12 protein-coding genes and 2 pseudogenes are annotated in these 13736 nt (G+C 63.3%); 6 read left to right on the top strand and 8 right to left on the bottom strand.

The annotated features are described in order from the left end of the window. Nucleotides 1–10: 10 nt before the first annotated feature. Nucleotides 11–580, top strand: coding sequence for a hypothetical protein (locus tag AW271_RS28040; protein WP_157554691.1), 570 nt, complete (start codon nucleotides 11–13; stop codon nucleotides 578–580). A gap of 63 nt (nucleotides 581–643) precedes the next feature. On the opposite strand, the pseudogene AW271_RS28035 reads toward AW271_RS28040, so the two are convergent. The 4 genes and pseudogenes from AW271_RS28035 to AW271_RS43280 all read right to left on the bottom strand — a co-directional run. Next, nucleotides 644–781: pseudogene (locus AW271_RS28035) on the bottom strand (IS5/IS1182 family transposase); the annotation flags it as partial. A 290-nt stretch (nucleotides 782–1071) separates the two neighbouring features. Beyond that, nucleotides 1072–1371, bottom strand: a complete 300-nt coding sequence (locus AW271_RS38995; protein WP_083974027.1) for a helix-turn-helix domain-containing protein — start codon at nucleotides 1369–1371, stop codon at nucleotides 1072–1074. Beyond that, nucleotides 1368–1724: a type II toxin-antitoxin system RelE/ParE family toxin gene (locus AW271_RS28030; protein ID WP_062340586.1), complete on the bottom strand. Its 357-nt coding sequence runs from the start codon at nucleotides 1722–1724 to the stop codon at nucleotides 1368–1370. Before AW271_RS28030 ends, AW271_RS38995 begins: the two co-directional genes overlap by 4 nt. Before the next feature lie 125 nt (nucleotides 1725–1849). Next, nucleotides 1850–1975, bottom strand: a pseudogene (locus AW271_RS43280) (peptide-methionine (S)-S-oxide reductase MsrA); the annotation flags it as partial. 39 nt (nucleotides 1976–2014) lie between these two features. On the opposite strand from AW271_RS43280, the gene AW271_RS28025 reads away from it, so the two are divergent. Further along, the gene (locus AW271_RS28025; protein WP_169806407.1) at nucleotides 2015–3523 is read left to right on the top strand and encodes a recombinase family protein; all 1509 of its coding nucleotides are present in this window, start codon (nucleotides 2015–2017) and stop codon (nucleotides 3521–3523) included. 664 nt (nucleotides 3524–4187) lie between these two features. After that, nucleotides 4188–5603, top strand: a complete 1416-nt coding sequence (locus tag AW271_RS28020; RefSeq protein WP_083977323.1) for a replication initiator — start codon at nucleotides 4188–4190, stop codon at nucleotides 5601–5603. Between the two features lie 337 nt (nucleotides 5604–5940). On the opposite strand, the gene AW271_RS28015 is transcribed toward AW271_RS28020, so the two are convergent. Next, nucleotides 5941–6537, bottom strand: a complete 597-nt coding sequence (locus AW271_RS28015; protein ID WP_083977321.1) for an Imm21 family immunity protein — start codon at nucleotides 6535–6537, stop codon at nucleotides 5941–5943. A gap of 240 nt (nucleotides 6538–6777) precedes the next feature. After that, nucleotides 6778–7728: a helix-turn-helix domain-containing protein gene (locus AW271_RS28010; RefSeq protein WP_062340583.1), complete on the bottom strand. Its 951-nt coding sequence runs from the start codon at nucleotides 7726–7728 to the stop codon at nucleotides 6778–6780. Nucleotides 7729–9029: 1301 nt separating this feature from the next. Between AW271_RS28010 and AW271_RS40155 the strand changes: the two genes are divergently transcribed. Both AW271_RS40155 and AW271_RS38990 read left to right on the top strand, forming a co-directional pair. Then, nucleotides 9030–9731 carry a hypothetical protein gene (locus AW271_RS40155; RefSeq protein ID WP_157554689.1) on the top strand — a complete coding sequence of 234 codons (702 nt, stop codon included), beginning with the start codon at nucleotides 9030–9032 and terminating at the stop codon, nucleotides 9729–9731. A gap of 129 nt (nucleotides 9732–9860) precedes the next feature. Next, complete coding sequence (locus AW271_RS38990) at nucleotides 9861–10814, top strand: reverse transcriptase family protein (protein WP_083977319.1); 954 nt, start codon at nucleotides 9861–9863, stop codon at nucleotides 10812–10814. A gap of 246 nt (nucleotides 10815–11060) precedes the next feature. Here the strand turns inward: AW271_RS38990 and msrA are convergent, their stop codons facing one another. Continuing rightward, complete coding sequence (gene msrA / locus AW271_RS28000; protein WP_062340581.1) at nucleotides 11061–11723, bottom strand: peptide-methionine (S)-S-oxide reductase MsrA; 663 nt, start codon at nucleotides 11721–11723, stop codon at nucleotides 11061–11063. Between the two features lie 119 nt (nucleotides 11724–11842). On the opposite strand from msrA, the gene rarD reads away from it, so the two are divergent. Continuing rightward, a complete protein-coding gene (gene rarD / locus AW271_RS27995) occupies nucleotides 11843–12745 on the top strand; it encodes an EamA family transporter RarD (protein WP_062340580.1) in 903 nt (300 codons plus the stop codon). On the opposite strand, the gene AW271_RS27990 is transcribed toward rarD, so the two are convergent. Further along, nucleotides 12742–13725, bottom strand: a complete 984-nt coding sequence (locus AW271_RS27990) for a polyprenyl synthetase family protein (protein WP_062340579.1) — start codon at nucleotides 13723–13725, stop codon at nucleotides 12742–12744. The genes rarD and AW271_RS27990 overlap by 4 nt on opposite strands. Between the last annotated feature and the right edge of the window lie 11 nt (nucleotides 13726–13736).

The following is a 13736-nucleotide window of genomic DNA, read 5'->3' as shown; positions in this document are numbered from 1 at the left end:
CATGCTTCCCGTGCACGACCAGTGGGATCTGCTCGTCGAGTATGACCTGAGCTACTACTTCCATGGGCTCTGGGTCGAAAGCGACGACCCGGAGGAGGTGGCGAGACTTCTCCGGGTGGACGAGAAAACGCGGCAGGAGTGTGATCTCGGCACACTGATCGACCTCTACCAGGGACGACCGGCGGACACGGTCTGGCTCGGCCCGCACGCGCCAGGCTGGACACACGTCCTCGCCTTCGGCCTCTATCCCTATCACCCCGCCATCCGCAACCTGGGGAAGCGGCGGGTCTTCCAGGTCCGGTACGACGACGACCGCTACCTCCTTGAGGGGCTGTATCTCTACTACGACGGCCGGCAACTCGGCTACGCCGGGCCGCCGGACGAGGAGGGACACATGGATCTCCCCGATTACCTGGCCTATACCGACGGGCTGGAACTCGGCGAGGACGACCGACGGAACCTGCACCTCATGTTGTGCATGGCGGGCCGGATCACGGGACGTTTTCTCGATCAGGAGTGGTTCACATCCACCCGCACCATGTATCGCATCCCCGACGGGACCTGGCCGGAAACCGGGTGATGCGCCCTGTCAGGGCAGGGCGGCAGCGCTCGATGTAGGGCGCGGGTCCAGTAAGACGGTGACTCATTTGGTGAGGCGGCGGTAGCAGATGAGGGCTGCGGCGATGGCGACGAAGGAGGCGAAGTGGTCGGCGCGGCGTTCGTAGCGGCAGTGTAATCGCCGGCACCCGGCCAGCCAGGAGACGGTCCGCTCCACCACCCAGTTGGAGTCGGAGTTCAACGTCGCCCGCGTGACCATCCGCAAGGTCACCGCCCAACTGCGCCAAGACGGCCTGATCGTCACCACTCGCGGCATGGGCTCGTTCGTCAAGTAGGGCACAATAAAGGAGACCCCCGAGCGGCCGTGCCGCCGGAGGTCTCACCCGAACCGCGAACTACTCCTCAGACGAGGAACTGGTCAGCCCCGTAGGGCACCAGTTGGACGGGTCACCCGCGTTGACACCGGTCCCCACCGGTGCGCGATGGCTCGGCGGCACCGGCTCCCGAAGCGAGTCAAGCAGCCGGGGCTCGCGGACTGATCCGCACCTCAAGGTCAGCGTTCAACGCCCTCGCCAACCGCTCGAGTACGGGAAGAGTCGGAACCGTGCCGCCAGCTTCGAAGCGTGCCACAGCGGATTGCGTCATATCCGCAGCGACGGCCAATTCCGCCTGACTCCACCCGTACCCTTCTCGCATCCGCCGTACGGCTTTCCCGAGCTCGAACGCCAGACGTGCCGCCTCATAAGCTTCACTCGCGCCAGGCTCGGCCAGCCGCCGCCGCCGGAGTTCCTCCCACGTCGTGTCCTCACTCATGCCGGCTCCTCATCCACATCCACCGTGTGCGCCTGATCGACACAGCGCAGCAATGCCCGCCGAGCTCGATCCACTTCTCGATCTTCCCTCATTCGCGTCTTGTGGAAGACCGTCAGTAGGACGATCCGTCTGTGCGGGGCGATCCAGTAGCTCACCCGCATTGATAGATCATCCAAGTGGAACCGCAGCTCGCGAAGCTTGCCGTCGAGTTGCCGCGTGTACGGCTCTCCCAGTAGTGGGCCTTCAGCCGCCAGGAGGTCGATATAGAAGGCGGCTTTCGCGAATGAGGCCACCGGCAACTTTTCGAGCCACTCGCGAACCTCAGGCTCCAGCTCAACCGTACCCCAGGTCATAGCGATGATGCTATATGCGTGGCTTGTTAGCCGTCCGGGGGTTGAAGACATGTCTGCACAGCGATCCTCGAACGAAAGAGACCTCCGAACGGCCACAGCCGCCGGAGGTCTCACCGGCGCGCGTACTACTCTTCGGAAGAGGAACTGGTCAGCCCCGTAGGGCACCAGTTAGACGGGTCACCTGCGTTGACACCCGTCCCGCCGATCCCGCAGTATCCATTCACGTTCTTGTGCAAATACTGCTGGTGGTAGTACTAGCCTCTCCGCAATAGTTCATGCGAGGGGGTTCCATGGATCAGATTCCGGTCGTCTCCTACGCTCGCATCTCCGCCGACGTCAGGCGGGATGAACACGGTGTTCAGGACCAGCACAAGCTCAACCGCGAGACTGCCGCCCGCCTCGGATGGACGGTCGTCCGCGAGTACACCGACAACGACAAGTCGGCGGCCAAGGCCGACGTGGTCCGCGACGACTTTGAAGCCATGCTCAAGGCTCTGCGCGCCGGTGAACTCCCGGACGGCACCACCGTCCAGGGCGTCGTGATCGTCGCGGAAGATCGGCTCGCGCGACGACCGGGCGACTACGAACGCTTCGCCGAGGCGATCACGTACCAGGACGGCCGGGTCTTCGCCGACGCTCGCGGAGCGAAGGACCTCTACAACGAAGACGCCGAGAGCATGGGCCTATTCGGTGCGGTGATCTCCAAGATGGAGGTCCGCAAGATGCAGCGGCGCATGCGCCGTTCCCATCGGACCCGTGCAGAGCAGGGATTGCCTGTCGGCGGTACGCGCCCCTTCGGATGGATGCCCGACCGGCTTGCCCTCGACCCCGCCGAAGCTCCCCTCGTACGGCAAGCGATCCTCGATCTGATCGCGGGACGGTCACTGCACTCGATCGCCATGCAGTGGCAGCGGGACGGAGTCATCACCTCGTTGGGCAACCCGTGGACATCGAGCTCTCTCAAGGTCACCGTTCTCAACCCCAGGGTCTGTGGCTGGCGGCAGATCAACAACGAGTTGGTTCGCGGGCCGGACGGTAACCCCGTCGTCGGCTCCTGGGAACCGATCGTGACGCCGGAACAGTGGATGGCGGTGAAGAGCCACTTCGACGCCAGGAAAGGGCACTACGTCTACCCTGACGGCCGCGTTGGGCAAATCCTCCCGCAGGACTTCCGCGAGCCGAATTACCTGCTCACCGGCACACTCCGCTGTGGCAGGCCCAAGGCAGACGGTTCGCTGTGCAACACCTCGCTCCGTGTCTCTCACAGCAAGGACTGTGTGCAGCACATCTACTTGTGCCCCGCCAAGTCTGCCGGCGGCTGCGGCGGCCTGGGGCGTCGTGGCGACATGGTGGACCTCTACATCTCAGAGGCGGTGTTAGCCAAGCTCGAAGAAGTGCAACTCTCCGCATCGACCGAACAGGCCACCTGGGCGAAACAGGCCGAATACGACGGTGCGAAGGAGCGCTTGGAAACGCTGCGCACCCAATGGGCCTTGGGCAACGTCAGCAACGAACTCTTCTTCCCGACCGCAGCCGACCTGGAGAAGCAGATCGCGCGACTGCGGACGGAGGCCCAAGGCTTCGCCGCGTCCGTTCAGCGGCAACGGAGCCGCTCCAACGCTGACGTGAGCGAGATCTGGCGACGCTGGTTCCTCGCGGAGGAGGACGGCGGGCTCCCGCTGACGGTGAAGCGGACCTACATCCGCGAGGCCCTCCACGCGGTGATCATTCACCCGTGCGGCGGCGGGCGAAAGAAGTTCAACCCCGATCTTCTTGAGCCCATCTGGCGAGAGGACTAACGCAGGACGTCCGAGGACGTCTTCAGGGAGCTACGGCCTCACCAACTGGCCACAGCTCCCTTTCTTTTCTCATAGGCAGCGGGACGTCTAGGAGCATCAGGGGACGCAGGGGGACGCCACGGAACGTCAGGGGACATCCCTGCCTCACATCTCGTGACCTGCATCAACGCTCGCCGGAGTGGTACAAACGAAGCAACGCAAGAAGCCATCGTCTTCCCCACGGCACGGCACAGCGAGCATCTCGGCGAACCACTCAGGCGCATACAAGAGACCGGGCACAACACCACGAACTGATCACCGATGATCCGCCGGAGAGACCCGGCCCGGCGGTAGGTGTCCACCCAGAGAGCGCCATCCCCACTCTCGCCGCACTCCATTTCTGATCTCTCGCTGCCGCTCACCATCGCCAAGAGCTGTCTTCAGGCTGCCTCGGCGTCGGTGATGCACGTCGCGACCCGCCCGGTACGGCGGTGGCTCCGCCCACGAGGAAAGGAGCCCACCTGAACTCTGAACCCGGTCCTGTGTCTGCTCGGGAGTGGGGCAGACGACAAGCCGCCCGTTCTCCACGCTGGTCCGAGGAGAAATGGCGACGGGTCGCCACCGTCCTGAGCGTCCGCATCACGAACGGCGTCAAGCGCGACGCCTCCCCGGGCGGGGAGGCCACATGAACGACGTGCCTTCTCTGTCCTTCGACGTACTGGCAGCCGTACGACGTGCAGCGATGCCAGACTTCTCCCGCTGGCGGCAGATGATCAAGGCCACGGGCGGATGTAGTCAGCCGATCCGGCTGCATGGCGAGCGCTACACGGTCGACGTGCCTACCGGTGAGGTGGTCGAGTCCTACCGAACAGCTGACGAGCCGACCGGCTACCTGCTCACGGCGTGCGGCAACCGGCGCGCTTCCCGGTGCCCGGCCTGCTCGGAGGTGTACCGGGACGACACCTTCCATCTGATCATCTCCGGGTTGCAGGGCGGCAAGGGCGTACCGGATGAAGTCAGCGCGCATCCTCGGATGTTCGCCACCTTCACCGCGCCGTCATTCGGCTCGGTGCATGCTCGACGCGAACGCGACGGCAAGACCTTGCCGTGCCGTCCCCGGCGGGACGATCCGCTGTGCACGCATGGGCGGCCGAGAGGGTGCCGGGTTCGTCATGGCGAGAACGACTCCCGGCTCGGGCAGCCCATCTGCGTCGATTGCTACGACTACTCGGGTGCGGTGTTGTGGAACGCCCACGCGGGTGAGCTGTGGCGGCATTTCACCCGTGACCTGCTCGCCGTGCTGGCTCGGCAACGCGGGGTCTCCCGGGCGGACCTGCGGCGGCAGCTCCGGGTGTCCTACGCCAAGGTTGCCGAATACCAGACGCGCGGCCTGGTCCACTTCCATGCCGTGATCCGTCTCGACGGCCCGGACGGTCCTGGGGATCCTCCGCCTTCCTGGGCGACCGTCCCCTTACTAGAAGAGGCCATCCGGAGCACTGCCGAACAAGTGACCGTCACCGCCTCGACCGGTGTCCGCGGTGACAACCGGCCGGGTGTCACCCTGCGGTGGGGCAAGCAGCTCGACGTGCAGCCGGTCTACGTGAGCGCCGAACTGGGCGGGATGTCCGACGGCCGGGTGGCGGCCTACATCGCCAAGTACGCCACTAAGGGGGCGGAGTCAGCCGGGACCGTCGACCGGCCGGTCAAGGAGCCCATCCAGATCGAAGACCTGAGGGTGAGCGAGCACGCCCGGAGGATGATCTACACCTGTTGGGCCCTCTCGACGCTGCCGGGCTTCGATCACCTGCGACTCAAACAGTGGTCACACATGCTCGGCTACCGGGGCCACTTCTCGACCAAGTCACGCCACTACTCCGTCACCTTGGGCGCGCTCCGCCAGGCCCGCGCCGACTACCGAGCCGAGTTCGCCCGCGCAGCTTCAGGACTGCTACTGAACGGCCGAGAAACGGTGGCGGTATCGCAGTGGCGCTATGCCGGAAGCGGGCTGAGTGAGGGTGAACACTTCTGGGCGGAGATCGCCCGGCAACAAGTCTCCACGGCTCGACGTATTAAGCGGGAGAACGAACGCCAGAAGGTCTAAACGACTGCGGAGCGGAGCGGCCGGCGCCAATGCGAAGCACCCGAAGGGCCGCGTAGCGGTTGGGGCCGGCGGCTGCGCGTCCCACCGGGCGGCGGCGTGTCGCTGAGGTCGGCGCGACCGTTAGGCAACGGCGGTCGCGCCGGTCGGAGGACGGCCCATGCCGCGTCGTCCGGGACCGGCCCCCAGGCCGCAGCCCGGACGACAGGCGGCGAAGGGCCGAGTACGGCGGTGCGGCACGCCGCCGCCTGGCAATCGGAAAGATCGAAGACTGATCCGTTAGTCAGACTCGGATGCGCGCGTGACACAGCGTGTGAAGCTGGTCTCTTGGAGGCACTTCTCAGGCAGGAAGGTCGCGGACAAGCTGCACAACGACCGTCCACACCCTCTCGGTTTGGATGTAAGCCGCGCGAACGGTGTAGTGCCCCGGTGGAAGCTCTACACGGATGTGCTCCTCGGTGGCGAGGTCCTCATAACCGAGTACAGAGTCGAAGAGAATCACCGGCCCTTGGACGTCCCAGGTCAGTTCCTCCTCCCACCGAGCTGAGTCGGTCGCCTTATTAGCGGCGTGCAGAATCTGGGCTGGAGAGTCCGCGGCGATCCAACGGACGAAGAGATTCGATCCGGCCAGAAATGTGGTGTCGGCGGGACCGTCACCGAGGACGAGGGCTTTGGCTGGTCCCACATCGATGAGCCCTATGTAGCCGTTCACGTCGCAGGCCCGGCGGTAGTCTCCTTCATCGTCGGGGTGCTTCATCAGTAGTCCGCCATTCCAATGGCGGCAGGCTGATTCTGGAATGACGATGAGTGGCCCGCCCAAAGTCGATACCCATGGCTGGCTTTCGCTGTCGGAGTGCTCCACCACGATGAGCAGCCTATCGGTGAGGCCGAAACGTCCACCTCGGACCGACAGCAGCGCGAGTTCAGCGCAGCACATATTGGTTCGCCGGTCTCCCGTCTGCCGTCGCCCACCCCTCCGGGGAGCGGGCCGGACGTGCGGGGTCAAGGCTCACGGCGTTTGTCGTGATCGTGGAGCTTGCCTTGACCTCGTGCGGCTGGTCTGCTGGCTTGCCCTGGGCGACGGCAGGCAGGGAGACCGGCCGCCACCTCAGCCATCCCCAAGACCAGAGCTGCTGAGCCTCGATGCTCCCGGAGCCGGAGCCCCCTGCGGAGCGCATCAGAAATCGAGCAGTCGAACGACGATGTCCTTGCTAGCCCACGGCTCAGGAGTTCCGTCCTCGGCAGCGAGCCGTTCCAACCAACGGATCTGGTCGACGAAGTAGTTGTACGCGGAGGTCTCCCCGCTGAACGTGATGACAGGCCCTTGAGTACCGCGCTTTCCGTGCCCGTAGAGCATGACGCGGCAGACGTCGTCGATCTCCTCGATGGCGAACGAGCAGGGGAAGTTGTACGTGAAGACCTTGAGGTTCGGGTGGACGAGCATCGACTGATGCAGTGGCCGGAGAATCTCCCGGATGTACCTCTCGGGGTCCTCCATCGCAGCCTCGGACGGCTCGATCCGGTAGCGGTCACGACGGGAGTCGCAGTAGGGGTCCATCACGAAGATCTGGACGGGGACGTGTGCCGACTTCTCCTCGAAGATCGGAAGGATGCCGTCTCGGCGATAGAAGTTCCGGGTCAGACCGAACATGTTGATCCGCTGCCTGGCGGCCTGTACCCGGGAGATCAGATCTCCCTCGGAAGCCTGGCTCGTGTAGGAGTAGGCGTCGATGATGCCCACCCGCTCGATGTGGCCGACGTCCGCTGGGCTGTGATCGATCCCGAAACCAAGCTTGTCGGGACGGGTGCGGTAGAGACGGCAGAGGTATTCGATCCTCTCGTCGCTGGGCCGTCGTTCTCCGTGCTCCCATCGGCATATGGACGCCTGGTCGATACCGGGTGGCGCGAGGCCGGCCGACTGGTAGAGCTGGTCGAGTCGCGCGCTGACTTCGCCGCGAGTCCATCCGTTCGCGAATCGCCACGCTTCGAGGGGCAGCAGGTCAGGAACGGCGCGCAATATGCGATCCACCGTCTCTTCTGTCGCAAGGCCACGACGGAGAGAGTCGTGCATGATCTCCCTCGCTTCACGTTCGATGGCGCGTCGTCGCTCCGCTGAGATCTTCGTCATTTCCGCCTCACGTCATAGTGATTGACGACAAACGGCAATCCCGGTTCCGGCCGATCGCATTGAACCAGTGTGACGCCCAAAGGCAATCTCAGGGGGAAGGCGCGAGCCCGTCAACCCCGGAGCAGATCATGCCTGATCAAGCGCACCACTTACGCAATGTAGCCGCCTCCCAGCGGATGCTCGTCCCAGTAGAGGGATGCTCACCCGCAGCGGATGCACCGGCGGACAGGCAGTACATGGCATTGCGGGCGGTCTGTGAGTTGCTAGCTCGCGCGAATGTGTGCTGCTACCAGACCAGAACCGTACGGTTGATCTTGTTCCCGGGCTCGTCATCGCTCACTGCTCCGCTGGCCTGGGAGGCTCCCGAACTGGTGGCCTTCGACTCGATGGGCGCAACATCGGCGACCATCCACCTAGCCGAGCTGAGCGGACATTACATCGTCAGAGCCTGGGGCGGCGATGAAGGTCGTCGGGAAGTGACTGTCCCTTCGGCCGAGTTGGCCGCATCGCATGTGCCGGGCTATCTGGATGCGGCGAGAGCCGATGGCGGGCTTGCTTCGAGGGGTCGACCGGAATCAGGAAGGACCCATCAGTGATCGTGCCGTATACCAATCACGGGAATGTCCCGATCAGCGATGTTGACCAGCGGCCCGATCTTGAGACCGTGCAGCGGGTGTTGCAGGTCACGGGAAGTCTCGTGGCGTGGATGGTCCGCTCTCGTCTTGCAGTTGAATGCGTGCGGCAGTCAGGCTCTCTGAGCCGAGCATGGTTAGACGAGGTGGCCGCAAGCGAAGGACTAGCAGCAATGACCGATGCCGAGTGGACGGAGCTATCCGAACCTGGCCCTATGTGAGGGTCTCGTGGTCAGGGACTAGTCGTGCGGTCGAGGACCTAAGGAAGTCCACCCGGCATCGAACAATCCCCGGAGTCCTCGATCTTGCTTGTGGACAGTTGCTCACAGCGGGAGTGGCTGAGGGCCAGTGATGATCGCCAATGGCGATCGTCTTGAACCGCTCGCTGGCTCGGGTGCTGCCGGAGGTCGGTTGGCGGCCGCAGCCCATTGCCGACGGCTCAAATATCCGGCGGCCTTACCTACACGGCTGGTAACTCTATCCGTCCTGCACCTTCGTGACAGGAAGAGGGAAGGCCAAATAATTCGAGAAATTCTGGATGTCGCCAATGACAGAATGTAGAGTTAACGAATCTCGGATGAAAGCGCGGCCCCCACAACCGTCGACAGTGGGTGACAAACACAGGCGGCCTGGCAGCGCCATGGCCGGGACTCTTGAAAGGCTAACACGGTGAAGCTCTTCATGGACGAGTCAGGAAACGGGAATACTTCCCAGCCACTGATCGTCGGCGCGGTCGAACTTGGAACGAATGCGGATGATACAGAAAAGCAGATTCAGAATCTATATAAGCGCCTATGCGCTAGGAGCAACCTGGTCGGACTTCCCGGATTTGAAGAATTTCGCAAGAAAGGTTTTCATAGCTCGACCGACCCATTGGAGGTTTCCAGTCAATTTCTAGAGCTCATGCGGAATATTTTCTTTAGGACATACATGGTCACTACTAATCGAACGCGCGTTCCGGGCGGGACAGAATCCGAACGAATCGAGTTCATGTACGTAAAGTTGCTGAGTGACCTATTGATCCGACATCGAGATCAACCCGAGCTGCTTTGCTACATTGAGCAGAGCGAGGGCATGGGTTCAATCATTTCCCGACTTTCCGATAGCGCCTCCAGGCGAGCCTACAAAACGATCGGCAAAGTTGCACCCTTGCCGCAACTGAAGATCGCAATGGTCGCCAAGTCTGACTACATGTCTACGGCCATCATCGACTATTCCATGGCAGCTGTAAGTAGATGGCTCCAAGCGGGAAATACCACGAGTCCAAAAGACTGGCCTTATAGAGCATTTCGCGAGATTGAACCTTCTATTTCTGTGCTCTACTCGTTTGAGCAGGGTCGTATCTCTAGCCGGAAAGACGCTCTTCATTGAACTATGATACGATCACGCCTGCGGTAGGGTCGCGGTCAACCTTGTGCGCGAGTTCGCGTGCGTTGCGTGATGGCCTTTGGACACGAGTGCGACCCTACCGTCTGACACCTCTATTACGCGGGGGCACTAGTGCCATTCTCAGTTGATGATCTGGCTGAGCACGCGGGCGTATCGGCTGAAGCTCTACAAAAGCTATCCTCGTCTCTACCTACGGGTGCTGGGCGGCTCTATTTTCAGCGAACATTTCGCAAGAAGCACGGCGGAATAAGAGAAGTAATTAAGCCGGCGAGTCCGTTCGATGCGATCAGCAAGAACTTGAACCGGAGCTTTACTACACTGCTTCCGTACAAGGCCCCAGAGCATGTTCATGGATTTGTTCGCGGGCGTTCTGTGGTCAGCAATGCCAGCCAGCACCTCGCAAAAGAGTGTGTTCTGCGCATGGACCTTGAGGATTTCTTTCCGTCGATTAGTGCAACAACAGTTAAGGCTTTACTGCAAGATCAGGGTTATGAAGAAAAGGCCGCAGACATTGCCGTTAGCCTCGTTACTATCGGTGGCAGGCTGCCAATCGGCCTAAGCACGTCGCCCTTCTTATCCAACCTAGCCTTCTTGAGCACGGACCGCTCTCTTTCCGATTACGCACGGTCAGAAGACTTGTCCTTTACGCGCTATGTAGACGATCTCACATTCTCCGGCGAGATCACTGACCGTCACTCGGAAAATATTGGCCGCATTCTCGACGACACTGGCTGGTCGGTAAACACGCGCAAGACCGCTTTTATGCGTCGTGGCGGCCCACAATACGTTACTGGCTTGTATGTCGGAGAATCGGGTAGGCCACGAATCCCGCGCAAGATAAAGCGCCGGATGCGATGGATCTTGCATATGATTTCAAAGTTCGGCTACGACACCTATATGTCAGATTTCGGAGGCGAGAATGAGGAGATGTATCGGAATCGCTTGATGGGTTGGGCGTGCTACATCGCCGCTGTTGAGCCAGACTTGGGTTACCCCCTCCTGCGAGCATTCGATGAACTGGTTCCGGAGGGGTATTACGAAACAGCAGTATGGGACCTTGGCTAAAGGAACCAGACGACCTTTCTCAGCACTCACAACGAATTCCGATTGGCTGCAGCTCTGCAGCCTGTCGGCGCAGCAGCCGGCCCGAAGAGGCCGCACGCCGATGCGCTGAGCCACACCGGGGCGGTGAGCGAAGCGAGCCGCCCTTGACCTTGTAGAGAAACTCGTCGCCGAAAACACATCTGGCCCAAGATCAGCTCCCCAAGGGAAGCCGACCAAGGGCCAGCAGTTCAGGCTAAAGCCGCAGCTCTACGCCTCACCAGAAGTAAGACCAACAGGACAAGCGACACCCGTCCCGCCAATCCCGCAGTACCCGTTAACGTTGCGGTGAAGGTACTGCTGGTGGTAATCCTCCGCGTAAAAGAACTCCGGCGCCGCCCGCACCTCAGTAGTGATCTCCCCGTACCCCGCCGCGGAAAGCACCTCCTGGTAAGCCGCCAGCGAAGCCGCCGCCGACTTCTCCTGCGCCTCCGAGTGCGTGTAGATAGCCGACCGGTACTGCGTCCCGACGTCGTTCCCCTGCCGCATTCCCTGCGTGGGGTCGTGCGCCTCCCAGAACACCTTGAGGAGCTCCTCGTAGGAGACCTGGGAAGGGTCGAAGACGACCCGGACCGCCTCGGTGTGCCCGGTCAGCCCGGAACACACCTCCTCGTAGGTCGGATTGGGCGTGTACCCGCCCTGGTAGCCGACCGCCGTCGACAACACCCCGGGCGTCTGCCAGAACTTGCGCTCCGCGCCCCAGAAGCACCCGAGCCCGAAGTCGGCGACCTCCGCGCCCTCGGGCCAGGGCGGGGTGAGGGTACTCCCCAGGACGAGGTGCCGGTCGGTCACCGGCATGGTGACGGACCGCCCGGGGAGCGCGTTGTCGGCGCTCACCATGGAAGCCTTGTTCGTACCGAAGATCCAGCCCATGTCTACCTCCTGACCACCTCAACCAAGGTGCGCCAAGCTTTGTTCCGTTAGAACCACTTAACCATCAACCCAACATCACTTATTTGTAATAAACAAGGTAAGCAGCCAAACTAGGGTTCATGCCTGATTTGCGCCGAGGAGTCTGGTACGGCGTCGCCGCCTACCTCCTCTGGGGCCTGTTCCCTCTGTACTGGCCTCTCCTCAAGCCCAGCGGTGCCGTCGAGATCCTCGCCCACCGCATGCTCTGGTCGCTCGCGGCCGTCGTCGTGATCCTGGCGGTGCGGCGGCACTGGAAATGGATCAGAGGGCTCACGCGCAGGCAGGTACTGCTCCTCACGGCGGCCGGGGCGCTCGTGTCGACCAACTGGGGCGTCTACATCTATGCCGTGAATTCGGGGCACGTCGTCGAGAGCGCCCTCGGCTACTTCATCAACCCGCTGGTCAGCATCCTGTTCGGGGTGGTCATCCTCGGTGAGCGGCTGCGCCGGTGGCAGTGGGTCGCGGTGGGGCTGGGGGCCACGGCCGTGGTCATCCTGACCGTGGGTTACGGGCAGCTGCCCTGGATCGCCCTCACGCTGGCCTTCAGTTTCGGTCTGTACGGCCTGGTCAAGAAGAAGGCCCAGGTCGGAGCAGCCGAGAGCCTCACGATCGAGACCCTGGTCATGCTGGTCCCGGCCGCGATCTACCTGTTCAGCCTGGGCGGGGACAACACCTTCGGCAACCACGGCGCCGGCCACGCGCTGCTGCTGATCAGCTCGGGCATCGTGACCGCGGTGCCGCTGCTGTTCTTCGCCGCCTCGGTCATCACCGTGCCGCTGACGATCGTGGGGCTGCTGCAGTACATCGCGCCCGTGCTGCAGTTCCTCCTGGGGGTGCTGATCGTCAAGGAGACCATGCCGGCCGAGCGCTGGCTCGGGTTCGGGGTGGTCTGGCTGGCCCTGGCGGTCTTCACGTGGGACAGCCTCCGGTACGGCCTCGTCAAGAAGCCCGTACCGGAGAAGGAACTGGCGTCGGTCGGTTAGGCCGAGCGCTCCACCACGAAGTCGCACAGCGACAGCAGGGCGGCGCGGGCCGGGATGTCGGGGAGCTCGGAGAGCTGGTCCTTCGCCCGCGCCGACCAGCGCTCCAACTCGGCCCGTGCCTTCTTCAGCGACTCGGAGGCGCGCAGCAGCTCCAGCGCCTCCTCGATGTCGGCCTCGGGCACCGGGCCCGCGACCAGGGAGCGCAGCCGGGGGTTCTCGTCGGAGCCGAGGGCGTAGAGGACGGGGAGGGTGCGGATGCCCTCGCGCAGGTCGGTGCCCGGGGTCTTGCCCGAGGTGTCGGACGCCACGTCGATGATGTCGTCGCCGAGCTGGAAGGCCACCCCGATGGCCTCGCAGGCCGCCGTCAGGCGCAGCACGACGTCCTGGGGCGCGCCGGCCAGCATCGCGCCCAGCCGGGCCGAGGTCGAGATCAGGGAGCCGGTCTTGTCGGCCAGCACGTCGATGTAGTGCTCGATGGGGTCGACGCCCTCGGCGGGGCCGACGGTCTCGCGGATCTGGCCGCGGACCAGGCGGGCGAAGGTCTTGGCCTGGATGCGCACCGGCTCGGGGCCCAGGTCGGCCATGATGTCGGCGGCCCGCGCGAACACGTAGTCACCCGTCAGGATCGCCATCGTGTTGTTCCACCGGGCGTTGACCGACGGCTTGCCACGGCGCTCGGACGCCTCGTCCATGACGTCGTCGTGGTAGAGCGTGGCCACATGGGTCAGTTCCATGACGACGGCGCCCGGGATGACCCCGGGCGCCGTGTGGTCGCCGAACTGGGCGGCGAGGAGGACGAGCATCGCGCGGAAGCGCTTGCCACCCGCCTCTATGAGGTGTTTGGACACGTCGGTGACGAACGTGTCCTCGCTTTCCACCGCCGAACGGAGCTGCTTCTCCACAGCCGCGAGGCCGTTGGAGAGGTCCTCGGCCAGCCGCTCGTCGGCGACGGGCAGGTCAACAACGGGCGGCGCGGCCATAGAAAAGCTCC

It is taken from the genome of Herbidospora sakaeratensis, assembly GCF_001570525.1.
In the GTDB taxonomy this organism is placed as follows: domain Bacteria; phylum Actinomycetota; class Actinomycetes; order Streptosporangiales; family Streptosporangiaceae; genus Herbidospora; species Herbidospora sakaeratensis.
Note: the sequence above shows the minus strand (reverse complement) of the source record. Positions and strands in the feature narration are given on the sequence as shown.